We start from the raw sequence: 22,922 nt of genomic DNA, 5'->3' as shown, positions 1-22,922 counted from the left end.
TAGCTTTTTTTTCACAAATCTTACTTCATACCGCGATTTTTTAACATCGGGTCTAATTGAGGCTCAGTTCCTCTGAAGTTTTTATAGAGAGTCATCGGGTCTTCGCTGTCTCCTTTCTCCAGAACATTCTGGCGGAAGAGGTCGGCTGTCTGCTTGTCGAAGATACCGTGTTCCTTGAAAGCTTCGAAGGCATCGTTGTCCAGAACATTGGCCCAGAGATAGCTGTAGTAGCCTGCAGCATAACCGCCGATGATGTGGTTGAAGTATGTGGTACGGTAGCGGGGAGCTATTTCCGGAATCAGCCCCAGTTGGTCCATCGCTTCTTTTTCGTATGCAACGACATCAAGACCTTCGGTATCAGTCAGGTTATGCAGGTTCATGTCGAGGATGGCGGCGGCCAGCAATTCGGTAGTCATGAAACCCTGGTTGAATGTTTTCTGGTTCAGTATCTTTTCAATCAGGCTGTCGGGAATGACTTCGCCGGTCTTGTAATGCTTGGCATACATTTTCAACACTTCGGGTTCGGTAGCCCAATGCTCGTTGATTTGAGAGGGGAGTTCCACGAAGTCGCGTACGACATTGGTGCCTGAAGTACCTTTATACTGGCATTGGGTCAATAATCCGTGCAGGGCATGGCCGAATTCATGGAACAAAGTTTCCACTTCGTCGATGGTCAGCAGGGAAGGAGTGTCGCCTACGGGCTTGGTGAAGCTGCATACGTTGCATACCAATGGACGTATGCTGCCTTGTTGTTCGCGGTAATTGCTCATCCAGGCACCACCGCTTTTGCCGGGACGGGGAAAGTAATCTACATAGAAGATTCCTACTTGTGAGCCGTCTGCGGCTTTCACTTCAAACACTTCTACATCGGGATGATAGACGGGGATACCTTCGAGCTTTGTCAGCGTGATGCCATAGAGCTTATTGGCAACGGCAAAGGCGCCTTCACGTACGTTTTCCAGTTTGAAGTAGGGCTTAATCTCTTCTTCTTCGAGGTTATATTTCTCTTTACGGAGTTTTTCGGTGTAGTACCACCAATCCCATGCTTCCAGTTTCTCTCCTTTGCCTTCCTTGTCCATCAGCTTTTGCAGTTCGGCTGCTTCGGCTTTTGCTTTGGGGAGTGCATAACTCCACAAGTTGTTGAGGAAGTCCATCACGGCGGTGGAATTCTTTGCCATTGTATTGTCCAATACAAAGTTGGAGTAACAGTCGAAACCCAGCAGTTGCGCCTTTTCAAGTCTCAGGCGTACGATGTCGGTAATGATTTTCTTGTTGTCGTTCTTGTCATTGTTATTGCCGCGGTTGATGTAGGCCTTGTACATCTGTTCGCGTAGCGGCCGGTTAGCAGAGTATTGAAGGAAAGGCAGGCGGCTTGCATTATGGAGGGTAAACAGCCATTTGCCTTCCTGTCCGGTGGCACGGGCTTCAGCCATGGCGCTTTCGCGGAACCATTGGGGAAGTCCGGCGAGGTCTTCCTCTTTTCCTACATAAAGCTTGAAGTCGTTGTTTTCGTTCAGGATGTTGTTGCTGAACGTGATTCCGAGTGTGGAAAGCTGCTTGTTGATCTCACGCAGACGGGCTTGTTTGTCGGCCGGAAGATTGGCGCCGGAACGGATAAATTTCTTATGGGTTTTTTCCAGCAGCCTTTGTTGTTCGCGGGTCAGGCCGAGAGCATCTTTCTGGCTGTAGACAGCATCCACTTTCTTGAAAAGCTCCTGGTTGAGGGAGATGTTGTCTTCGTGTTCGGCCAATGTCGGAGCCAGTTTCATGGAAAGGGCTGTCAGTTCATCGGTAGTTTCGGCCTCCGTCAGGTTGAAAAATACACCGCCTACACGGTCCAGGGTGGGAGAGCTGTTGTCGAGGGCAACAATGACATTTTCGAAAGTAGGGGCTTCCGTATTGTCAATGATGGCTTGGATATTGGCGTTCTGCTCTTCTATACCTTTCTGGAATGCGGGTTCATAGTGCTCCAACTTGATTTTATCGAATGGAGGCACGCCATTGGGTGTTTGAAACTCAGTAAGGAACGGATTGCTTTCCGTCTGGGTGGCACAGGAGTACATCATACAACTTGCTGCTAAAATTAGAATACATTTTTTGAACATTGTTTTCTAAGTATTAAATGTTTAAGTATTAATTTTCAATATCTCTTAGTGATATAGCACCATATCGGATAGTGGTCTGACTCTTTGATGGAGCGGTCTACTGTACAATTGTAGGCTCTCAGGTTCTTGCTTGTCAGTATGTTGTCTATCCGGAAATAGAATCTGTTCTGGTTGTAGGAGATGCCCAGCCCCCGTCCTGATTGGGTGAATGCGTCGTCCAAATCCTGGGCGATGGTGCGGTGGGTATAGGAGATGGGGGTATCGTTGAAATCGCCGCATACAATAATGTAAGGATGCGGTGAAGCGGTTATTTCATGTGCAATAGTGTCAGCTTGCGGGGCACGGATGGCCGATGCTTCTGCCAGCTTGCGTATGAGCAGGCGTGCGCCGCTTTTCACTTTTTCCTTTTCGGGAGATTTCAGCATGTCTTCGTACACGACTTTATCGGCTTTGGTCAGCTTGTTGGACTCCAGATGATTGTTGATGAGGGTAACCGTGTCTTCCCCAATCTTGATTTCATAGAGTACCGAACCGTTGTATTCGCTGGGATAATCCAATATGCGTGACGAGAGAATCGGAAATTTAGAGTAACATGCTATCTTGTTGGTATGTCCCTTTCCGCTACCCACTGTGTTGATGCGGTGGTATGGATATGCCTTGAGTTCCCGCTCTACGTCTTTTTGCGAAAGATGCTTTGAGGATTGTACTGTGGAATATTCCTGCAGACAGAGGATATCGGCGCCACTTTCCTTCAAATAGGTCAATATCGGGTTTTTGCCATCTTGTTTGGCGGCACCGTCAAATCCCATAATGTTGTAGGAGAGCAGTTTGATACTTGTTTCCGGTAAGTGGTCTGTATGGAAGTTGATGGGCAGATAGGTGCGTATCTGCGAATAGCAGAGCAACATCCCTATTAGGGGCAGCAAAGCCGACCTATAGCGCTGGATGACCAGCCAAAAAATGAGGAAGCCGGCATTTATCATCAGGAACACGGGAAATGTCAGCCCCAGGCACGATTGCACCGGATGTGTGACCGGCTGGATGTGCGGACTATAGGCGGTGAACAGTAATAGGCCCGTAAATAAGGCATTGACCGCTAAAATCAGAAGAGCGACAAAATTACCGAGATGCTTCATTATAATAGTTGAAAATTGAAAGGTGAAAACTGAAAATAAGAGTGGCGGTTATATTCTCATTTTTCATTTTCCGTTTTCCATTGGTTTAACGTTTACTCGCGTCGAACAAGCTTTTCTTTTCCTCTGTAGTAAGGCTTTCGTATCCCGATTTCTTTAATTTGTCGAGAATGCGGTCTATCTCGTCGGATTGGGCTTTTTTCCGTGCGTTGTAATCATAATCTTTTTGTTTGCCAGTACCGTAGTGTACTTTCATTTTCGGCTTTCTGGGTTTGAAGCTGACGATGGAAACTAAGGTATCCAGACATTTGTTTATCCATGAGGTCAGGTCACTACCTTTGCTGAGGCTGGCGGCAAACCATACCCCTGCCAGCGCACCTCCTAAATGTGCGATGTGTCCACCGGCATTGCTGGAGGTGATGAACAGTAAATCGGTGCCTATAACGATGAGTGCCAGGTATTTCAGCCGGATGGTTCCGAACAGCAGTAGCCGTATCGGATAGTTGGGCTCGCGATAGGCGGTGGCGGCTACAATGGCAAGTACAGAGGCAGAAGCGCCCAGCATGAAAGAATAGTCTGTCATGGGACGGAAATACGGGAAAATGTTATAGGCGGCCATATAGAGCAGACCGCCGCAAATTCCTCCCAGAATGTATACACCCCGGAGATGCTTTGCAGAGAAGAAACTCAGGAACAGTGCACCGAACCAGTAAAGCCACAGCATATTGAAAAGAATGTGCATGAATCCTGCATGCATGAACATATATGTCAGTAGTGACCATGGTTGCAGGATGAAGCGTAGGACTGATGCCGGCAGTTCCAACCATTCGAATACGCCTGCTATGCTCCGGTTGAACAACTGGAACATGACTTCGGTTAGCGTAGTAAGTATGAATACCGCTACATTGATGTAAATCAGTTGGATATAAATGTTCCCCCTACGGAAGGTTTCTTTCAAATCAGTTATAATAGTAGCCATTTCCTCTGTTCTTTTTTCTCCAGTACATAATTAGGATAAAGCCGAATACCATACCACCCAGATGTGCGAAGTGAGCCACATTGTCTCCTGCACTGTTTGCAAATCCGGCATAAAGTTCAATCAAGGCATATCCGATAACAAAATATTTGGCCTTGATGGGAACCGGTAGCGGGAAGATGAACATTTGCTGGTTGGGGAACAACATGCCGAATGCCAGCAGAATGGCGTATACTGCTCCCGAAGCTCCCACGGTAGTCATCATATTGAGATATTCCTCCATCGGGATGATGGCCATGCCGGTATTTACGCTGTCATAGGCGGAAAGTACTGTCTCATAATGAATATACTGTACCACCTCCTGGATAATTCCGGCTCCTATACCGCACACCAGATAGTAGAACAGAAATCGTTTTGGCCCCCATACCTGCTCTAAAATACGTCCGAACATCCATACGGCAAACATGTTGAAAAATATGTGCGCGAATCCAGCGTGCATGAACATATATGTTATCAATTGTGCTGCATTGAAATCTTCGGCAAGAAAAAAATGCAATCCCAGATATTGGGCGAGGTCGATGCCGTAGCTTTGGGCGACGATGGTACCCAGAAACATCAGCACATTAATGATTAAAAGGTTCTTGGTTACAGTAGGTATAGTATTCATAATCTGTTGTTTCAATTCATTTTACAGTTCAAAAACAGTTGCCTGTTTTTGCTTTCTCCGGCAAAAATACGAATAAATTCTGTTCTATAACAGAAAAAGCAGATTCTATTCCTTCTTTTTCGTTGTTTTCCAATATTTTTTTAATGTTTTTATTTGATATTCAGAAATATTGCTCTATTTTTGTGGAGGTTTGTGATGAAAAGTAAAAATATCTTTTGTGTAACATATTAATTAATTTTAAGCATTATGAATAAGGCGGAACTTATTAGCGCTATGGCAGCGGAGTCTGGTTTGTCAAAGACTGATTCAAAGAAAGCATTGGATGCATTTATCGCATCAGTCACTAAGGCAATGAAGGCCGGTGATAAAGTATCATTGGTTGGTTTTGGAACTTTCAGTGTGGTGGAAAGAGGAGCGCGTATGGGTATCAACCCCTCTACTAAAAAGCCTATCGAGATTGCTGCAAAGAAAGTTGTTAAATTCAAACCAGGTACGGAATTGACAGCTGAATAAGAACAGTATACTCAACATACAAAGAGGGGACGTTTTACAAAGAGCGTCCCCTCTTTGTATGTTGAATATCTTGTGAGGCCATAAAAACAAGCCTGCTTGTTTTGTACTGATTTCGGTTTACGCTATCTTTGCACGCAGGAAAATACATTTGAATCATGAATATAGAACAGAAACTGGTATCGTCCGTCATCGGCGGACTGAAAGCGCTTTACGGACAGGATGTTCCTGCCGCACAAGTGCAGTTGCAGAAAACCAAGAAAGAATTTGAGGGACACCTCACGCTGGTTGTATTCCCTTTCCTCCGTATGTCCAAGAAAGGACCGGAGCAGACGGCCCAGGAAATTGGTGAATACTTGCAGGCAAACGAGCCTTCGGTTGCAGCATTTAATGTCATCAAGGGCTTCCTGAACCTGACCATTGCCTCCTCTGCGTGGATAGAATTGTTGAATGGCATTCATGCGGACAAGCAGTACGGTATCGTGGCTGCTACTGACAACTCTCCATTGGTGATGATTGAGTATTCTTCTCCCAACACCAACAAACCGCTTCATTTGGGCCATGTACGCAATAATCTTTTGGGAAATGCGCTGGCTAATATAGTGGCTGCCAACGGTAATAAGGTAGTAAAGACAAATATTGTCAATGACCGTGGAATTCATATCTGCAAGTCCATGTTGGCATGGCAGAAGTACGGGAATGGTGAAACTCCCGAATCATCCGGCAAGAAGGGAGACCACTTGATTGGCGATTACTATGTTTCCTTCGACAAGCATTATAAAGCGGAAGTGAAAGAACTGATGGCCAAGTTCCAAAGCGAAGGCATGAATGAGGAAGAAGCCAAAGCCAAGGCGGAAGCTGAATCTCCTTTGATGAAGGAGGCTCGTGAAATGCTGGTAAAGTGGGAGGCCAATGACCCGGAAGTACGTGCGCTCTGGAAGAAGATGAACGACTGGGTGTATGCAGGTTTTGACGAGACTTACCGTATGATGGGTGTAACTTTTGATAAGATATATTACGAATCAAACACGTACCTCGAAGGTAAGGAGAAGGTAATGGAGGGCCTGGAGAAAGGCTTCTTCTACCGGAAAGAAGATGGCTCTGTATGGGCGGACCTCACGGGGGAGGGGCTGGACCACAAGCTGCTGCTGCGTGCGGACGGTACATCCGTCTACATGACGCAGGATATAGGTACTGCCAAACTCCGTTTTGCAGATTATCCCATCGACAAGATGATTTATGTGGTAGGCAACGAACAGAATTACCATTTCCAGGTATTGTCCATCCTGCTCGACAAACTGGGCTTCGAATGGGGTAAAGGGTTGGTGCACTTCTCTTACGGTATGGTGGAACTTCCCGAGGGCAAGATGAAGAGCCGCGAAGGTACCGTGGTTGATGCTGACGACCTGATGGCGGAGATGATTGATACAGCCAAAGAAACCAGCAATGAACTGGGTAAGCTGGATGGTCTGACAAAGGAAGAGGCAGACAATATCGCCCGTATCGTTGGTCTGGGTGCCTTAAAGTACTTCATCCTGAAAGTGGATGCCCGCAAGAACATGACATTCAATCCAAAAGAGTCCATCGACTTTAATGGTAATACGGGGCCGTTCATCCAATATACTTATGCACGTATCCAGTCTGTTCTCCGCAAGGCAAAAGAGGCAGGTATCGAAATTCCTGCCCAGTTGCCTGCCGGCATTGAACTGAGTGAGAAGGAAGAGGGGCTGATACAGATGGTTGCCGACTTTGCCGCTATTGTGAAGCAGGCAGGTGAGGACTACAGTCCGTCCATCATTGCAAACTATACGTATGACCTTGTGAAGGAATATAATCAGTTCTACCATGACTTCAGCATTTTGCGTGAGGAGAACGAAGCAGTGAAGGTATTCCGCCTTGCATTGTCCGAGAATGTAGCCAAGGTGGTACGCTTAGGTATGGGCTTATTGGGAATTGAGGTACCTGACAGAATGTAAGCACCGCACTATAATAAAGAATAAGCCCGAAGATACTTCTTCGGGCTTATTCTTTATATACTTGTGATAGAAATTTGTTTTGTGGCGTACATTGTAATTTTCTTCATTATAGTAGTCAAGATAGATAAGTGTTTATTTGATGGAAGTGACGGAAGGACCTCCTCCTCCAGTGGGGAAACCATAAATATCGTAAATTGCTACTATATCAATATAACTAAGGTTGTTTCTTTGTGCATTAAATGTCGAACCATCTTTCTTGGTCATTGTAGGCTTCGAGTAATCAATAGCAAAAGAATTATAAGAAGGATATAGCATTATAGATTTATAATCAAATAGTACATCAGGAATGTACTTAATCACGGCGTGACTTTCTTCCCATATCTTGAAATTACTTTTTTTATCAGACTGAATATTGTCCCAATTTATATTAATATATTCGTCTCTGTCGCGTCGTTGCTGCTCATGAATTAATCCAAGTGCATGTCCTATTTCGTGTAAAGCAGTACCTTTATTACTGTCATATTTGCTAATGCTAAGAATTTGTTCTCCACCTCTCATTCCGACTGATGAATAATTACCATCTCCATTGATGAACTTGATGTAATTTTTTTGAGATGTTCTTTCTGTGAATGTGATGATTTTAGAAGTTGATTGTTTCCATTCATCCATGGCTTGTTGAATATGTTCTTTAGTCGTTTTTGATATTGCAGAGTCAAATTTGTAATAAACAATCCCATTGGGCCATTTAAAGTCTGGATTATTAACGATTCCGCCTCTGGTCTGAGTAGGATTATTAAAAGAATTAAACATCTTTTCGGATATTATCATATCTCCTCCCCAAATAATTAAATCATTATACCTTTCGAATGATATTCCATTTTGCAAAGTCACAGTTTCTTTAGTCTTATTAGGAAATGCTTCTTCTAAATTAATTACATCAATAGGAATTGTATTTAAAGAAGAGGTTTCTTCTTTTAGCTCATTTGTACAAGCTAATAAAGAAAGTAAAAAAATACAGTTTGAAAAAATGATTTTCTTTTTCATGATTTTCGTTTTTTAATGAAGTATGGTATGTTAGTTTACTACTCTACTTTCATTTTTGAAATTGTATTTAATAATTTGTATTCAAATGAAGGAGCGTCTACAATGTATTCTGGCTTTTCAATTTTTGTTTTTAATAGGCTTAACTTATATTCGTATCCTTCTTGGTATGTAAATTCTTTAATTGCATTTAGAGAAAGTAATACTATTTCATTACTGTTTTCCTCTAATAATTGCATTTTTTTGTTTTCATTAAGCGTAATAGGGTCTACTGTATTTACAGTTTTTGAAAGTATAGTGGCAATAACTAAACTTTCTTGTAGCTTATCATTTTCGCATTGTACAAAAATACAATATGCTATGTATATTAATAGTGTGAGTAAGATTTTCTTCATTTCAAATTTAATTAGAGATGTAGATAATTGGGCGTTTTTGAGTTCTCGTTTATTGTTTTTTTAATTCAAACTATTTTCATGTTTGATTCTATTAGTAGATTTCAAAATAGCCGTAATATTCCTCTTTTCCGTCATTCAACTCTAAAATATAAATTCCTTCTTTTGCACCTCCTATAGAAAAAGCATAGGATTGCTGGGAAGAGAGAGAAATGAACTCTGAAGAAATGATGTTTCCTTTTTCGTCTTTGACGGTCACTTGAAGTTCCTTTATGGAGACATCGGATTGTAGATAGATGGTATTGCCTTCGTGGTTGGCCGTTGGTTCTGTGACTAAAGAACGCGTTTGGGCGTTTTTTTGCTTTCTCTCTAAATATATTTTCGTCTTAGCTGAACATAATCCTATGTAAAGAAGGCAAGAACAAATAATAATAAGCAAACGTTTCATAATTTGATGTATTTGAGTTTTAGTTTGCGAATTTATGGGATTTCAATTTGTTTCTCATTTAAGAACTGTGCGGTTTTTGTGCGGTTCTTGTTTTGACGTGCTATTTTGTGCGATTTTTGTGTGTATAACTGTACCTTTTTATATAGGCATCTATAACGACTGAATAATTTTGTCCCATTGTTCCGGTTTGCCAACTTCCCCGTGTGTCTTTTCATACAGCTTTTTGCGGGCAGAGACAATGGCTGATTTAGTTCTTCTGGTAAGCTGTGCGATACCTGTTACGTTGATTCCTATTTTGAGTAATAGGCAGATTTTCATTTCAATGTCGCTTACGGGGTAGATGGCTTGCAGGCGTGCTGTGAAATCTTTATAGCAACGATCCACTTTGATGCGTAGCATTTCCCAGTCTTGGGCATCAATAGGTTTATTGTCGTTAGCGGCATCTTTGAATTTGCAGTAAATATCGGATTGGCGAAAGGCTATTTCGGCTAAGGATTGTTCTTTTTGGTCTGCTTCTATTTTGCAGTTCATGTGAAGTATCTGCTCTTTTTGTGCCAAGAGCAGCTTTTGCATAGCATTGTTGCTCTGATTGGTTGTTTGCAAATCTTTTTCCAATAGCGCTATTTTGTGCTTATTGTCTTCAATGTATTGTGTACTTCTTTGGTACTGCTCCTCTTTTTGCCGTTTCAGCTCTTTCAAGCTATTCTCCAAACGGGCTTTCTTTTGTTTGTTTGTGTAAAAATAAATAAGGAAGACAAGCACCAGAATACTTAATGTCAAGAGTGAAGATAATATCCAGAACTGTTGGCGGGTACTTTGGTTTTTTAATCGGTTACTTTCTTTTTCATGTAGTTGATAATTGTAAAGTGACTGCATTTTACGGATACTTTCGCTGTCTGTAATGTTTTTGATGGAATCGGTCAATTCATTGTAGTGCTGGAGGTGATATAAAATGGAAGAGCAATTGGAATCTCTTTCTGAGATTTTTGCTAATCCCCAATGAGCGGCTTGTAGGGCATAGATATTATCACTCTTCAGCATGATATTATAGTAGTGCTGTGCAGAATCAAATTTCCCCATTTCGTGATATGAAGCTGCAACGGTTGCATATTGCGCTGTTTCTTGTGGTGGTGTAGAAAGTATGACCGTTTGCAATATGGCTTTGGCTGAATCGTATTGCTTTAGTTGGATATATAGATCAATGAAGCGATAGTGCATCATGGTTATTGATTCTTTATCTTTGTTCTTCTCGGCTTGTGCTAGTGCAAGTGTATAATAGTGTAAAATACTGTCTTGCTTATCGAAAGCCATCCAAGTTGTCCCTATATTGCAGAGGTTGACAATTATACTTCTTTCATCTTTGGTCAATGCACTATACCGATAAGCTTTTTTGTATGTTTTCATCGCCTCTTCATATACTCCCTGATAAAGGAACAATTCTCCCATTTGACTATAAATCACTTTCTGCAATCGGTAATCCGTACTTCCTTCCAACAGTTCTGCTGCTTTCTGATAGTAGTCTAATGCTTGTGGGGCATCTCCTAAGTCGGCATATACTCGCCCGGCATAGTAATATGCTTCGGGTAAATGCGTTTTGTCTTTTTTATCTTCATAATAATGCAGAACTTCCAGGATGAGGCTGTCAGAGGTATGTGTAATATAGGCTTTGTCTCTGGCCTTTATGTTCAGTAGTTGGTAATATATCTGTGTGGCTTTGGGTTCTGTAGTGATACTGTCACGGAGTTGTTCCAGCAATAGGCAGGCACTGTCCGGATTACTATATACCAATTTATCTGCCACTTGCATAGTATGAGGATATGGTTTGTTGTTGCAGGCATAGAGGCATAGCAGCAGGAGTGCCGATAAAAGGTTGATTTGCTTCATGGTATATTGTCTTTTTTGCATCTTGACGGTTGAGTTTTACTTATCCATCTTGCATGCACGGCGAATATATGCAATATTTAACGAAGACACAAGGCTTTTTTACAAAAACTGGCTAAAGGAGTGTTTTCCTCCATTTTATGTAGATAAATCTTTTCCCTCATTTTATGTGGGTAAAATAAGAAGTTGATAATCAGTGCAACTCCACTGCAAAACTACTGCACGCCTTTTGCAGCGCCACTGCAACACTATTGCAGTGACACTGCATAAGATATGCAGTGATGTTGCAGTGGCACTATTGGCTTTCTTTATCCGCATCATCCGTGCCTGAAGAATCGGGCATGCAGAGATGACAAATACCGTGAAAACTCTGGTTGTACAAAAAAGTATTTAGGTACTCTGAACCTTGGGCTTCTTTCGGATTGTCCGAAACTCTTCCGATATGAAAGGAAGAGTAAATCGGCTTCATCCTATTTCGTCTTGCTCGTTTTGGCAGTTGCTTTGGCGGTTGTTTTCGTAGTTTTCGTTGCTTTCACCGCCTTTGCAGTCCGCTTAGACTTGCCCGTATCCTTGTCGCTTTGCAGTTTCACAATTTCCAGACAAGCCTGAAGGTTCAGGTCTTGAGGGATGATGTCTTTAGGAATCTTGTAGTTGCTGCCTTTATAAGCGATGTAAGGGCCATAGCGTCCATTCAGGATTTCCAGTTCCGGTTCTTCCTCAAACTTCTTGATATGTTTCTGGGCTTCTGCTTCTTGTTTCTTTTGCAAAAGTTCAATAGCTTCTTCCAGCGTAACAGTCATCGGGTCCATTGTCTTGGGTAATGAGGCATACAAGCCGTTGTTCTGGATATAAGGTCCGAAACGTCCCGCACCTACGACTACATTCTTGCCTTCGTACTCTCCGAGAGTACGGGGAAGTTTGAACAGCTCCAGCGCTTCTTCCAGCGTAATGGTCTCGATGGACATTTCTTTTTTTACCTGGGCGAAACGGGGCTTTTCCTCATCTTCGGCAGTACCTATCTGTGCTACTGGGCCGAAACGTCCGATTTTTACAGACACTTGTTTTCCGCTGACGGGGTCTGTTCCTAGAATCCGTTCGCCTGCCTTGTGGGCGGTTTTCGCGGCAAGCGTGTTCTCCACCGAAGGATGGAATTTCTTATAGAATGTTTTCAGAATGGCGGTCCATTGCTTGTCACCTTCGGCTATTTCGTCGAATTGCTTTTCGACGCTCGCTGTGAAGTTGTAGTCAAGGATGTCCGGGAAGTACTCTATCAGGAAGTCATTGACCACAATACCGGTGTCTGTCGGCATCAGTTTTGACTTTTCGGCTCCGGTGATTTCTGTATGGTTGTTGTCCGTTATTTCATTACCCTGCAGGTTAAGCACATTGTAGGTGCGTTCTTCACCTGCTTTTTCTCCTTTTATCACGTATTCGCGTTGCTGGATGGTGGAAATGGTAGGAGCATAGGTAGACGGACGTCCGATACCCAGTTCCTCCAATTTGCGCACAAGGCTTGCTTCCGTGTAGCGGGGAGGGTGTTGGGTGAAACGTTCGGTAGCAGTGATACCTTCATGTTCGAGCTTCTGTCCTTTTTTCAGAGGGGGCAGTAGGCGTGCCTCATCTTCCTGGGTTTCTACGTCATCATCGTATGATTCGCGGTAGACACGGAGGAAACCGTCGAATTTCACCACTTCGCCGGTTGCAGTGAAAGTCTCCGTCTCGTTGCTGATAGCAATGGTTACGGTTGTCTTTTCCACTTCGGCATCTGCCATCTGCGAGGCGATGGTACGTTTCCAGATGAGGTCGTACAGCTTTCTTTCCTGCGGGGTACCTTCTATCTTGGCATTCTCCATATAGGTGGGGCGGATAGCTTCGTGGGCTTCTTGCGCTCCTTTGGTCTTGGTGGCGAAGTGGCGGTTGTGTACGTAACGTTCGCCCATCAGGTTGGAGATGGTTTCACGGCTGGCGTTGACGGCAAGTTCGGAAAGGTTGACGGAGTCGGTACGCATGTAGGTTATCAATCCGGATTCGTACAGACGTTGCGCCACCATCATGGTCTGTGCCACGGTGAATCCCAGTTTGCGGGCAGCCTCCTGCTGCAAGGTAGAGGTGGTGAACGGGGCGGCGGGAGTTTTCTTCAGCGGACGGGTAGTGATGTCGCTGATGGTAAACGTAGCTGCTTTACAGCTCTCCAGCAATTTCCGGGCTTCTGCCTTTGTCTTGAGCCGGTGCGCCAGTTCGGCTTTCATTTCCACTGTTTTGCCGTCAGTGTCCGGAACGAGGAATACGGCGGTAACACGGTAGGATGCTTCGGTTTGGAATGCATGTATCTCGCGTTCGCGCTCTACAATGAGACGGACGGCTACGGACTGTACACGGCCTGCAGAAAGGGCAGGTTTCACTTTCTTCCACAATACCGGTGAAAGTTCAAAACCTACGATACGGTCCAGGATACGTCGGGCTTGCTGGGCATCGACCAGGTTGATGTCAATGTCACGGGGATTTTCTATCGCTTTCAGGATGGCACCTTTGGTGATTTCATGGAAGACGATACGTCTGGTGTGTTCCGGTTTCAGTTTCAGCACTTCGTACAAGTGCCATGCGATGGCTTCCCCTTCGCGGTCCTCATCGGAAGCCAGCCATACGGTTTCTGCCTGCTCGGCTTCTTCTTTCAACTGGGTTACGAGTTTCTTTTTATCCGCCGGTATCTCGTAATGCGGTTTGAAGTCTTTGTCTACGTCAATACTGAATTCTTTTTTCTTCAAATCACGTATATGGCCGTAGCTGGAAAGGACTTTGAAATCTTTTCCAAGGAATTTCTCGATGGTTTTTGCTTTCGCCGGAGACTCGACTATGACAAGGTTTTTCTGCATAAATTTCTGTTTTTTAGTGACTCCCGCCACTGAATTCGCCCGCAAAAGTAGGAAAAAAAGATTCTTCCCACCTTATAATATAAGGAGAATTTAGCAAAAATGACCTTTTTTGTTCAAATTAGAGCTTCGGCTTGTGCTACCTCTATTAAAAGAGGAAGCTTACTCCACCTAAGAAACTGAGACCTTCTGAAGGGTATCCCCAGTAGTACTGGTAATCTTTGTTCAGCAAGTTGTTCACGCGCGCATACACGGAGATTCCTTTGAAGAGTTCGTAGCTGCCGTTTAGATAGAGATTGCTGACGGGGTCTGCCTTGTTGCCCTCCACGCCTTGGCGTGAGATGTGCTGATAGCCGATGCCGACAAGCAGTGGGGAGATGGGGCGTACCTTGAGATTGAGATTGCCTTCTACGGCCGGTTTGAAACTTACTACGACATCAGAACCGTCTGAGTCCGTTGTCCAATGGCGATAGACGGCATTGGCGGCGAGATAGAAAACATCCTTGTAGTTGTAGCTCAGGTCGGCTCCGGCATAGAGGTTCTTGGTGTCTTCTGTGAGGAAAACATTGCTTATCCCGTCGGACTTGACAGTCGGAGTGTCAATCAGGTCGTTTTTCAAATCTTGATACCCGCCGTATAGGTTGAACCACAATCCGCTGACCGGACTTGCCTTGAAGCCGATGGCTGCGTTGAGCTGTTCGTAGGTATTGTCAAGCTGCTGGTTTGTAATGCCATAAGGCGTAATGGTTTCCAGACGGCGGAAATCGTTCTGTAGCCGTCCTCCCTTACCTTGTGCGTAGAGGATGTAGCTGTCCGAGAAGATGTATTGTATTTCTACGTCGGGAGCGGCGCGGAACTTCTTGCCGAAGCCGAAAGCCAGGTCGACGTGTGCGCCGAGACGTATTTTCCAGTCGTCATTCTGAAAGAGATAGTATGGATTGAAGTCTACGTCGGTGTGATTCTCGAAACGTCCGTCGCTGTAGAATGTATTGTCCATGGCAAAAGCCATGCCGATGGTCTGCTCATCGGAGATGGAACCGGTGACATCGGCTTTGGTACGCACGATATTTTCTTTGATATTGCTCACCATGAGGTCGTGTTGGCGCTGGTAGACCAACAAACTGGTTTCGGCACGGAATTGGAGAGGCATATCGTCGCTCGTGGAACTTACCCCGAAATGTACATCACCCGAAACGAATTTCTGCTTGTTGCTGACGAAGTCGGGCAGGAAGTTGAAATTGCTTTGGTTGAACTTTCCGGCAATATTCAAATCGACTTTGCTGAAGGCATGTACATAATCCATGGCAGCATGGGTACGGTAGTAGAATGAATTCCACTTCCCGCCATTATCCGGCAAGTCCAGTTTGCCATCCATGCCATCCATTGTGAATGTCAGGTTGAGGCGGTCTTTGGGGGATAAAGAGAAGAGGTAGTTGGCGCGTACATCGAGGTTACCGTAGTTACCGTATCCCAAGCGTACATATCCGGGCAGCGCTTTCGCCTGCGTCTCTTTTCCGGTATAGGCTTGCATGATACCTGCCGGGATATGGGTTGCCGGCATCAGGGTGGCGTCATATTCCACCGCCTTTTTGCTGACGGTAGGAGGTTCCACCCTGGGAAGCACGTTCACTTTGGAGGCGTCCATGATGTCCGGATTATATTCTTGTTCCACGACTACCGTACGGTTCATGGTGGTGTCTTGGGGTTGTGTCTGGGCTTGTGCTCCCAAAGAGAGGGAGACAAGCATAGTTCCTGCGAGGATATATTGTTTCTTTTTCATAATGTGCTATATTTCTTACTTCAATTTCTCCAGTCTTTCGTTAATCATGCTTGCTATATCGTCGTCGGCCTGGTAGTTCTGCTGCAGGCTCAATAGGTATTGGCGTGCATCGAGCTTCTTGTCCATGGCTACATATACATCAGACAGAAGGATGAAACTGCGTGCCAGCCAGTAGGCATGCGGTGTGCTCTGGTCGATGAAATTAAGGATTTCCTTTTCTGCAGAGGCATAATTACCGGCATTGTACCATTGTAATGCCACCAGATATTTGGCTTCGGCTCCATAAAGGGTACGGGTGTCTTTGGCCAGCAGCTGAAGGTCATCCATTGCCTTCTTGTCGGCTTTCTGGTTGAGGTATGCCTTGGCACGGTAGTACAACGCCTCGTTCCGGAGCTCCGGAGACAGCTTGGCTTCGGCAAGCAAGGCTGTGGCGGCGTTGATGACTTCCGCATCATCATGCATCAGTGCTCCACAGCGCAGTACACCGATAGCGCCAAGCTGGCGGCGCTCTGCCGTGGTGGCTTTGGCCTGCAATTTCTTGTAGTCGGCCAATGCCAGGTCATATTGCTGGCGGTTGAACAGAATTTCTCCATGCATCAGCAAAGCCTCTTCAGAATATGGGTTATCGGGGTATTCCAGCAGTTTTCCGGCATGTTCCAATACCGCCTCGTCATCTTTCTGCTCTTTGCCTATGACGCAGAGGTAGTAGTGTGCATTCAGGCTGAAAGCGCCTCCCGGATAACTTTGCAGATAGCGGGTGAAGCTCTCTTTGGCAGGTGCGGCTTCGCCTTTCATATATACTTTTTCGGCAGCGATGTAAGTCAGCGAGTCTTGCTCACTGGGTTCGAAGCGGATTTCTCCCGGCATTTGGGCGGCAAGGGCGGCAAACTCATCCACGCGGTTGGCATCTACGTAGATGGACTTTAAGTCGCGCATGGCAAGGCGGGCTTCCTCGCTTCCGGGATATTGGGTGACTACATGTTTGTAGGCTTCTATGGCACGGTCATAGTCGTCGTTCTGGTAGTAAAGCAGGCCGATTTCTGCAGCTGCTTTACGGCTGACGGGACTCTCGGGATACTTGCCGAGCAATTCGCGGAAGGCGGTGATAGCTTGGGGGCTGTTGTTGCTCTGTACGTAGGAGCGCCCTTTTTCGTAAAGGGCATTGATGGCATAAGGCGAATTGGGATATTTGACGGCAAGGCGGTCCAGTAAAGTAACCTTTCCGGAATAGTCTTTTTGCAGGCCGGCTACAAGGGCCAGCTGATAGTAGGAGTAGTCGCCGGCAGGTGTTCCCAGGCTTTCTGCTTTTGTATAGTATTGCTTGGCTTCGTCGAAGCGGCGGACGTGCAGGTTGCAGTCACCGATACGGTTGTAGGCATCTGCCAATGCGGTCGGATTTTCACCTTTCTCCAGTTGGACAAAGTTGCGGAAACGGTTCTCTGCCGTCGAATAGTCTTTCTGGTGGAAAGCGATGTAGCCCAGGTTATAGTAGGCAAGGGCGAACATCTCCGTATCCCTCTGCCGGGTGAGTGACAGATATTCGTTGAAATTGCGGGCGGCTTCTCTCATCCGGTTCAGGCGGTAATAAGACTCGCCGAGCCAGTAGAGGGCGTCTGCCTTGGTCTGGAGGTTGTATTGCCCCAACGTGACGCTTTGGTTGAAGTAACCGATGGCTTGTTCGAACTGCGTGTTGGCAAAAGACTGGGTCCCGAGTTGGAACAGAATCTTTTGTTTGGCTTCCAGAATGGCTTTGCTGGGATGGGAGATACGGTCGATGGACTTGAGTGCGGCATCATAGCTGCGTGTATTCATGTATACTTCCACCAGGTAGTTGCTGACTTTCTCGGCATAAGGAGAGTTTGGAAATTCGTTCAGGAATTTCTCAAAGACGGTCACCGATTCGCCGAAAGCGGAATAGGAGGTCTCGTGAATGCATAAGGCGTAGTTATAGGCGGCTTGTTCCTTGATTTTCGGGTCGGCATTGGAAGCGGCAGCCTGCTCGAAGGCCATACGTGCCTTGGTCTTGTCGGCCAGTTGCAGGTAAGCCAGTCCCATGTGCAGGTAGGCATTTTGGGAGAGAGCGTCGTTCTCGGTAGTCACTTCGCCAAGGATGGCAGGAACTTGGGAATACACGCCGCATTGATAATAGGACATACCCAGCATGTAGAGGGCATCTCTTCTATGAGTGGCAGATTCGGCATTGTGCTCCAGGTATTGCTCGAAGGACTTTATGGCTTCGTGATATTTCCCGAAATGGTATTCGGCTGTACCGAGGATGCGGTTCAGCTCCGCCGTGTGCGTGTAGCTCAGACCGTCGGGGTGGGCCGACAAAGCATTTTGCGCTACAATTTCTGCCTTGTCGTACTGTTTCTTCAACAAGTAGATTTCGGCGATGTAATAGGGGACCAGGTTCTTGTACTTGGCATTGTCCTGCAGAGGCAGGAAACCGCTGAGCGCTTCGTCATACCGTCCTTGGGTATATCGGATATAAGAGATGTAGTAAGCACAGTCCGCTGAATATTTCCTGCTGGTACTGCGCAGGGTCTCGAACCAGATGGCTGCTTCCTTTACATTGCCCGTCTTCAGATAGCAGGTGGCAAGGCGGTAGGTCATGTCGTCACGCTCCTCGGTACCCAGAAGGTCGAGGCGGGCGGAGTTGAACATGGCGAGGGCATCGTCATAATTGCCTTCGAAGAAATAGGAGGAGGCGATTAATGCATAGATGCGGTTGGCATGGGGAGTATCAGGATATTCGTCCAGAAAGGCGCGGAGCAGGTCTATGCTTTTGGGGTCTCTGAGCTCGTATGCGGCGCATACGAGCATGTATTCCGCTTCTTGCCGCTCGCCGGTATCGGGCAGAGGCTTGCCGTCTGCATTCATCTGGCGTACATAGGCTTGCAACGGGGAGATGGCGGCAGCATAGGCCTTTTGCTGGAACAGCGTTTGTCCTTCCTGGTAGAGTCGCTTGGGAGAAGTACTCTTCTCGCTTGTTTGTGCTGAGGCGAGTAAAGGTGCGCAACAGAGTGCTGTGCACAATATTCGGGAGATTTTATGTTTCATCTTCTTTTGTTAGAATAGGTATTTTACAAAAATACGGGTTTTAACCCGGAAATGTTACACTTGTTTGGCTTTTTTAGGATATATACCATAATAGGAACGAATAATCATTCACTTTTGTTCTTCCGTATGTCTTCCAGGAAGATACCCACTCCTTTGCGGATGGAGCCGAGTCCGAACTCTTCCGTACGGATATCTTTTAAGGGGAGGAAGAAGAGGTCTGCCGCGTCGTCCATCGCCTCGAAGTGCAAGGTGTCCTCCACCGTACAACGGAAAAACATATCCAGCGTGTGTACGGGGAAGCCGGAATAGATGTAAATATTGGGTAGGGAGAAGAGATATTCGGCCTTTGCCACCTTCATGCCGGTTTCTTCTCTTACTTCGCGGGCAACGCCTTCCTCACCGGTCTCGGTCATGTCGATGAAGCCTCCGGGGAGGTCCAGCGTCCCTTTGGCAGGCTCTTTGGCGCGGCGGCACACCAACAGCTCGTCGCGCTCGTTCAGTATCAAGGCGACGGTGGCGGAAGAGGGGTTGAAGTAGTAGACGAAACCGCAGTCGGCGCACTGCTTCGACTTCTCGTTATGAACTTCGAAATGGGCTGAACCGCATTTCGGACAATATTTGAATTGCGAAAGTGGATGTTCCATGATATTTTAGCCTTTGTCCGGGGGACAAAGATAATGGAAACCAGGTGTAGAATGAAAGGAACAGAGTGAATTTTTCGTATCTTTGGCGACTATAAAACCATATCGGATGAAAGATTTTGCTGCCATTGATTTTGAAACGGCCAACGAACAGCGTACCAGCGTTTGTAGTGTAGGAGTGGTTATCGTACGTGATGGAGAGATTGTGGACCATTATTATAGCCTCATCCGTCCCGAACCGGAGTATTACACTTATTGGAATACCCGCGTGCATGGTCTGACGTTGGCAGATACCCAGGATGCTCCTATCTTTCCCGTTGTGTGGCAGGAAATAGCTCCACGCATTGAAGGCTTGCCATTGGTAGCGCACAACAAGGCCTTTGATGAAAGCTGCCTGAAAGCTGTTTTCCGTACTTACTGCATGGATTATCCGGATTATGAGTTTTATTGTACTTTGCAGGCATCACGTCGTGCTATAAAGGGATTGCCTAACTATCAGTTGCATACAGTGGCTGTTTGCTGTGGCTATCAGTTGGAACATCATCATCATGCGTTGGCTGATGCTGAGGCTTGTGCATGGATAGCGAAACAGGTCATATAAATAAACAGAGGAGACTTGTCATGAAGCCTCCTCTGTGGAATTGTTTGTTTCCTTGATAAAACTCTATCAGTTTATCCTAATGGATTTTCACCTTGGTCACCATCATTGCCGCCGCCTCCGCTTTCGTTTCCTCCGGGATTTTCTTCATTGTCCGGCACGATTTCAGAGCCGGTTACCAATCGTGTGATACCCGATTGTTTCATCATGTTCTTCAAACGTTGTCCCGGCACGAAAATCAGTTTCTGGCGGTAAACGACATCAGCCGTTACAGACTTTGCATCCTCCTGGCTTTTGCCGTTCAATCCCGGTCGGAGGCTTCCGAAGTCTCCCAGCCGTACGGTTGCACCGATGCTGGCATAGGTGCAGAGTGCGTCAATCATACCGTCCAATACGGCTTTTACGATACCTCTTGGCACCATCCCTTGACTGGTCACCTGGTCGCATAATCTATCAAAATCAATATTTGCTACGGAATAAGAAGCAGCTACATACTTCTCGGTTTTGGTACCAATGCCTACCATTCTCTTTTTTACTACATAACGAAATGCCATAATGTTTTTTGTTTTTAATGGTTGTTACTTGCGGTTTCGTTCACTCGTCAGTTAGCGAGACCTATTTCTTTGTGACCACGGTGCGAAGTTACAACACTTAAAAACGGCATGGTGCTTTAACGGGACTGAACGACTTTTTTTAACGTTGTATTTAGCCATTTGACGACATGGAAAGTCCTATGCTATAACCTATTGCCTATATTTAAAAAAAATGAGTGATTACATAAAATAATAATTTTGTGATTCTCCATCTGTAATCAAGTACAATCCATTGTCTGTAAACTTGATGACTTTGGGCTTGAATGTGAGTTTCTTCAATGCCTCTGCCAAATTGGATGGAATGTTTTTGTAATATACTCCGTTTTTGCAGCAAGCTATCATCCCGTAATTGGTAATATAGGCATAGTAAACCTCTTCGTATAGTTCTTCGGCTTTCAGTATGAAATTTTTGATGGTTTCATTTGAATAGCTGTAATGCTTGTCCGTGATAACTACCCATTCTCCTCTATCATTGAAGCAGGCCGAAAGAATATTGTCGTCTCTTAAATCTCCTGTACGATATTGTTCCAGTTTTTTGAGGAATGCATCCGGATAACCAAGAGTCCAATACCCTGAACCGCCTAAGATAATTACATAGTTGCCATTTTCAGTGATGTTGATGTCTGTTATTTCAGCATTGCTGCTGTTGGCTTCTTCTATACGTTTTTTAAGCTTGCTGGGAGTACTGCCGGTGTAGGCATATCCACTATTCCCATACACTCCTACTCCTGCTCCATACATAGTGATTGCTCCGGTACGGCATTTCCCCCATTTGTTGATGGCTTCTGTGATGTATGACATGTATGAGCTGGTCGGTAAATTTATATAGCGAACAGTACCGCTATAGGAAAATGGTTTTGAAACGGTTCTGGTTCTGGCTGGAAGAACCGGTTCCGCTTTTTCTTTACAGATATAAGAAGTACCGGCTATCAATTCATTTCCAATCCATTTTCCTGACTGAATGGTGTGTGCCGTAATATCAAAGTAAGCGCCGTATCCATTTCTTTCACCATCCTTCCAAGGGCCGAACCACATATTCCCATTTTCCCAGATATGAATGCCGTATCCGTGGCGTTGTCCATTATAGGTTTCTCCCCAATATTTATTCCCGTTTGTGTAGTTTGTCCGTTCAAATATTTGTCCGGGATATTCTTTGGCTTCTATTTCATAACTGTAGGGGCGGAGCAGCATATACGGTTTTCCGGTGTTTCGGTTGTATTCTACACCATTTTCAGAGCCATTTTTAACTATTATGTCATCTTCTTGAATATAGATGAATAAAGTGAATTCTGAGTTTTTAGTAAAGCCAATTTTAATATTATCTTCTTTGAATTCTACCCTGAATCCATTTATTTCATCATTTTGGGTTTGTCCTAGAGAAGCCTCCCCTCCTATTGTTTTTCCCCACTCTACCGTGCTATTGCGAACAGATTCATGCATGCTTTTCTGTTCACTTTCCGAAGGTGCAGTGTAGAATGGTTTATAGTCCGGTATCATTTTGAGGAGAGTATTCTGTCCGTTGAATCCCGCTTCTTCCAATCTTTCTATGGCAGCTTCTGCTATAGACTTCTGGAGTTCTCCAATGTCTTTGTTGAGAGCAGCCTTTTTGTACCAATATAACGCTGAATTCCCATCTTTTCTCAAGATGTTGTCTATGCCGTATTCATAAGAGATTGCAAGCGAAATCTGTCCGCTTGCATTCCCGTTTTTAGCTGCTCGTTTTGTCCATGCCATTCCGGCGGGGTAATTCTTTGTGACTCCTAACCCGTTTTTCAGTAAATAGGCTAAGCGGCTTTGTGCATAATAAGATTCCGGGCTATTATTGTGTTCGGCGGCTTTTTTATACCAGATAAAAGCCTCTTCATAGTTTTCTTTGTCTTCATATATGCGTCCAAGGTTCTTTTGTGATAGAGCCAAATCTTTTTCAGCCGCTTTTTTATACCAATAGATGGCTGTTTCTTTATTTTGGGTTAAATTTCCCCAGCCATTACTATAGGCTACACCCATATTGTTTTGTGCAGTAGGATCTCCTTGCTCAGCCGACTTTCGCCACCAATAAACGGCTTGTATGGTATCAGGTTTTATACCCCATCCCCTAAAGTAGCTCTGTCCGAGATAGAATTGTGCAATCGCGTTTCCATTTATTGCATCTGTCCTATAGTCCGCAGCATTCTTGTGGTTTTGCCCGTAAATACTGATAGTAAATACGGCAAGGAATATGCACATTAAATAATTTTTCATGTTTTTCATA

At 45.2% G+C, this 22,922-nt stretch carries 17 protein-coding genes; 3 read left to right on the top strand and 14 right to left on the bottom strand.

Going from position 1 to position 22,922, the window contains the following annotated elements; genetic code table 11:
* Positions 1-20: 20 nt before the first annotated feature.
* From DWZ03_RS01750 to DWZ03_RS01735, 4 genes are all read right to left on the bottom strand, one after another.
* Positions 21-2,105, bottom strand: coding sequence for a M3 family metallopeptidase (locus tag DWZ03_RS01750; protein WP_055288279.1), 2,085 nt, complete (start codon positions 2,103-2,105; stop codon positions 21-23).
* 35 nt (positions 2,106-2,140) lie between these two features.
* A complete protein-coding gene (locus tag DWZ03_RS01745; RefSeq protein WP_008662580.1) occupies positions 2,141-3,241 on the bottom strand; it encodes an endonuclease/exonuclease/phosphatase family protein in 1,101 nt (366 codons plus the stop codon).
* Between the two features lie 85 nt (positions 3,242-3,326).
* Positions 3,327-4,217, bottom strand: coding sequence for a rhomboid family intramembrane serine protease (locus tag DWZ03_RS01740; protein ID WP_005834433.1), 891 nt, complete (start codon positions 4,215-4,217; stop codon positions 3,327-3,329).
* The gene (locus DWZ03_RS01735) at positions 4,198-4,881 is read right to left on the bottom strand and encodes a rhomboid family intramembrane serine protease (RefSeq protein ID WP_005830648.1); all 684 of its coding nucleotides are present in this window, start codon (positions 4,879-4,881) and stop codon (positions 4,198-4,200) included. The genes DWZ03_RS01740 and DWZ03_RS01735 overlap by 20 nt, the downstream gene beginning before the upstream one ends.
* Positions 4,882-5,127: 246 nt before the next feature.
* Between DWZ03_RS01735 and DWZ03_RS01730 the strand changes: the two genes are divergently transcribed.
* Both DWZ03_RS01730 and argS read left to right on the top strand, forming a co-directional pair.
* Positions 5,128-5,394 (top strand): HU family DNA-binding protein, encoded by a 267-nt coding sequence (locus tag DWZ03_RS01730; protein WP_005830643.1) that lies wholly within the window; start codon positions 5,128-5,130, stop codon positions 5,392-5,394.
* A gap of 155 nt (positions 5,395-5,549) precedes the next feature.
* Positions 5,550-7,367, top strand: coding sequence for an arginine--tRNA ligase (gene argS / locus DWZ03_RS01725; RefSeq protein WP_055288277.1), 1,818 nt, complete (start codon positions 5,550-5,552; stop codon positions 7,365-7,367).
* Between the two features lie 132 nt (positions 7,368-7,499).
* On the opposite strand, the gene DWZ03_RS01720 is transcribed toward argS, so the two are convergent.
* The 8 genes from DWZ03_RS01720 to DWZ03_RS01685 all read right to left on the bottom strand — a co-directional run bounded on the left by DWZ03_RS01720 (position 7,500) and on the right by DWZ03_RS01685 (position 19,483).
* Positions 7,500-8,411 (bottom strand): M12 family metallopeptidase, encoded by a 912-nt coding sequence (locus DWZ03_RS01720; RefSeq protein ID WP_055288275.1) that lies wholly within the window; start codon positions 8,409-8,411, stop codon positions 7,500-7,502.
* A 38-nt stretch (positions 8,412-8,449) separates the two neighbouring features.
* Complete coding sequence (locus DWZ03_RS01715) at positions 8,450-8,803, bottom strand: DUF4377 domain-containing protein (RefSeq protein ID WP_055288274.1); 354 nt, start codon at positions 8,801-8,803, stop codon at positions 8,450-8,452.
* A 91-nt stretch (positions 8,804-8,894) separates the two neighbouring features.
* A complete protein-coding gene (locus DWZ03_RS01710; RefSeq protein ID WP_055288272.1) occupies positions 8,895-9,248 on the bottom strand; it encodes a DUF3244 domain-containing protein in 354 nt (117 codons plus the stop codon).
* A gap of 150 nt (positions 9,249-9,398) precedes the next feature.
* Positions 9,399-11,048, bottom strand: a complete 1,650-nt coding sequence (locus DWZ03_RS01705) for a tetratricopeptide repeat protein (RefSeq protein WP_165859842.1) — start codon at positions 11,046-11,048, stop codon at positions 9,399-9,401.
* A gap of 551 nt (positions 11,049-11,599) precedes the next feature.
* Complete coding sequence (topA, locus tag DWZ03_RS01700) at positions 11,600-14,002, bottom strand: type I DNA topoisomerase (RefSeq protein ID WP_005834437.1); 2,403 nt, start codon at positions 14,000-14,002, stop codon at positions 11,600-11,602.
* Between the two features lie 145 nt (positions 14,003-14,147).
* Entirely contained in the window at positions 14,148-15,779 is a 1,632-nt protein-coding gene (locus tag DWZ03_RS01695) for a TonB-dependent receptor (RefSeq protein ID WP_120128582.1), read from the bottom strand.
* Positions 15,780-15,794: 15 nt separating this feature from the next.
* A complete protein-coding gene (locus tag DWZ03_RS01690) occupies positions 15,795-18,839 on the bottom strand; it encodes a tetratricopeptide repeat protein (protein ID WP_120128579.1) in 3,045 nt (1,014 codons plus the stop codon).
* Between the two features lie 104 nt (positions 18,840-18,943).
* Positions 18,944-19,483 carry an NUDIX domain-containing protein gene (locus DWZ03_RS01685; RefSeq protein ID WP_005834443.1) on the bottom strand — a complete coding sequence of 180 codons (540 nt, stop codon included), beginning with the start codon at positions 19,481-19,483 and terminating at the stop codon, positions 18,944-18,946.
* Positions 19,484-19,589: 106 nt separating this feature from the next.
* On the opposite strand from DWZ03_RS01685, the gene DWZ03_RS01680 reads away from it, so the two are divergent.
* Positions 19,590-20,081 (top strand): 3'-5' exonuclease, encoded by a 492-nt coding sequence (locus tag DWZ03_RS01680; protein ID WP_005830635.1) that lies wholly within the window; start codon positions 19,590-19,592, stop codon positions 20,079-20,081.
* Positions 20,082-20,152: 71 nt separating this feature from the next.
* On the opposite strand, the gene DWZ03_RS01675 is transcribed toward DWZ03_RS01680, so the two are convergent.
* Both DWZ03_RS01675 and DWZ03_RS01670 read right to left on the bottom strand, forming a co-directional pair.
* Positions 20,153-20,632: a DsbA family protein gene (locus tag DWZ03_RS01675; protein WP_005830632.1), complete on the bottom strand. Its 480-nt coding sequence runs from the start codon at positions 20,630-20,632 to the stop codon at positions 20,153-20,155.
* A 219-nt stretch (positions 20,633-20,851) separates the two neighbouring features.
* Positions 20,852-22,921, bottom strand: a complete 2,070-nt coding sequence (locus tag DWZ03_RS01670; RefSeq protein WP_120128576.1) for a tetratricopeptide repeat protein — start codon at positions 22,919-22,921, stop codon at positions 20,852-20,854.
* Position 22,922: the final 1 nt, after the last annotated feature.

Origin of the sequence: Bacteroides sp. AF29-11, from assembly GCF_003602895.1 — a bacterium.
Classification (GTDB): domain Bacteria; phylum Bacteroidota; class Bacteroidia; order Bacteroidales; family Bacteroidaceae; genus Bacteroides; species Bacteroides uniformis.
The sequence above is the reverse complement of the archived record's forward strand: the minus strand, read 5'-3'. Positions and strand labels throughout refer to the sequence as shown.

Excerpts from the sequence above, each read along its gene's own strand:
- DWZ03_RS01750 (WP_055288279.1), bottom strand. The coding sequence starts at position 2,105 with ATGTTCAAAAAATGTATTCTAATTTTAGCAGCAAGTTGTATGATGTAC.
- DWZ03_RS01745 (WP_008662580.1), bottom strand. The coding sequence starts at position 3,241 with ATGAAGCATCTCGGTAATTTTGTCGCTCTTCTGATTTTAGCGGTCAAT.
- DWZ03_RS01740 (WP_005834433.1), bottom strand. The coding sequence starts at position 4,217 with ATGGCTACTATTATAACTGATTTGAAAGAAACCTTCCGTAGGGGGAAC.
- DWZ03_RS01735 (WP_005830648.1), bottom strand. The coding sequence starts at position 4,881 with ATGAATACTATACCTACTGTAACCAAGAACCTTTTAATCATTAATGTG.
- DWZ03_RS01730 (WP_005830643.1), top strand. The coding sequence starts at position 5,128 with ATGAATAAGGCGGAACTTATTAGCGCTATGGCAGCGGAGTCTGGTTTG.
- argS (WP_055288277.1), top strand. The coding sequence starts at position 5,550 with ATGAATATAGAACAGAAACTGGTATCGTCCGTCATCGGCGGACTGAAA.
- DWZ03_RS01720 (WP_055288275.1), bottom strand. The coding sequence starts at position 8,411 with ATGAAAAAGAAAATCATTTTTTCAAACTGTATTTTTTTACTTTCTTTA.
- DWZ03_RS01715 (WP_055288274.1), bottom strand. The coding sequence starts at position 8,803 with ATGAAGAAAATCTTACTCACACTATTAATATACATAGCATATTGTATT.
- DWZ03_RS01710 (WP_055288272.1), bottom strand. The coding sequence starts at position 9,248 with ATGAAACGTTTGCTTATTATTATTTGTTCTTGCCTTCTTTACATAGGA.
- topA (WP_005834437.1), bottom strand. The coding sequence starts at position 14,002 with ATGCAGAAAAACCTTGTCATAGTCGAGTCTCCGGCGAAAGCAAAAACC.
- DWZ03_RS01695 (WP_120128582.1), bottom strand. The coding sequence starts at position 15,779 with ATGAAAAAGAAACAATATATCCTCGCAGGAACTATGCTTGTCTCCCTC.
- DWZ03_RS01690 (WP_120128579.1), bottom strand. The coding sequence starts at position 18,839 with ATGAAACATAAAATCTCCCGAATATTGTGCACAGCACTCTGTTGCGCA.
- DWZ03_RS01685 (WP_005834443.1), bottom strand. The coding sequence starts at position 19,483 with ATGGAACATCCACTTTCGCAATTCAAATATTGTCCGAAATGCGGTTCA.
- DWZ03_RS01680 (WP_005830635.1), top strand. The coding sequence starts at position 19,590 with ATGAAAGATTTTGCTGCCATTGATTTTGAAACGGCCAACGAACAGCGT.
- DWZ03_RS01675 (WP_005830632.1), bottom strand. The coding sequence starts at position 20,632 with ATGGCATTTCGTTATGTAGTAAAAAAGAGAATGGTAGGCATTGGTACC.
- DWZ03_RS01670 (WP_120128576.1), bottom strand. The coding sequence starts at position 22,921 with ATGAAAAACATGAAAAATTATTTAATGTGCATATTCCTTGCCGTATTT.